Source organism: Corallococcus sp. AB011P (genome assembly GCF_003611605.1).
Lineage (GTDB): Bacteria > Myxococcota > Myxococcia > Myxococcales > Myxococcaceae > Corallococcus > Corallococcus coralloides.
In genome coordinates, this window is sequence record NZ_RAVX01000097.1 from 1 (window position 1) to 252 (window position 252).

General features: G+C 65.5%; 1 pseudogene. It reads right to left on the reverse strand.

The annotated features are described in order from the left end of the window. Positions 1 to 125: pseudogene (locus D7X30_RS41500) on the reverse strand (IS3 family transposase); the annotation flags it as partial. Between the last annotated feature and the right edge of the window lie 127 nt (positions 126 to 252).

Sequence of the window (252 nt, forward strand, 5' to 3'; positions counted from 1 at the left end):
TGGTAGCCGCTCTCGGACACCTCCAGGACACGGCAGAGCGTCGTGATGCCGTGGACGGCCTGGTTCGCCTTCACGAGTCGGTACGCCGCTTGGGCGTCGCCACGGACTCCTGCGCGAACCAGGCCGCGGCACACTCAATGGGTCGACGCAACAGGCGCTACCCGTCGAGAGGAGCTGTGCGTGGCGAGAAGACGTCAGGGCTTTTCCGCGGACCAGAAGGCCGAAATTTGGAGGCAGTGGAAGACTGGGCAG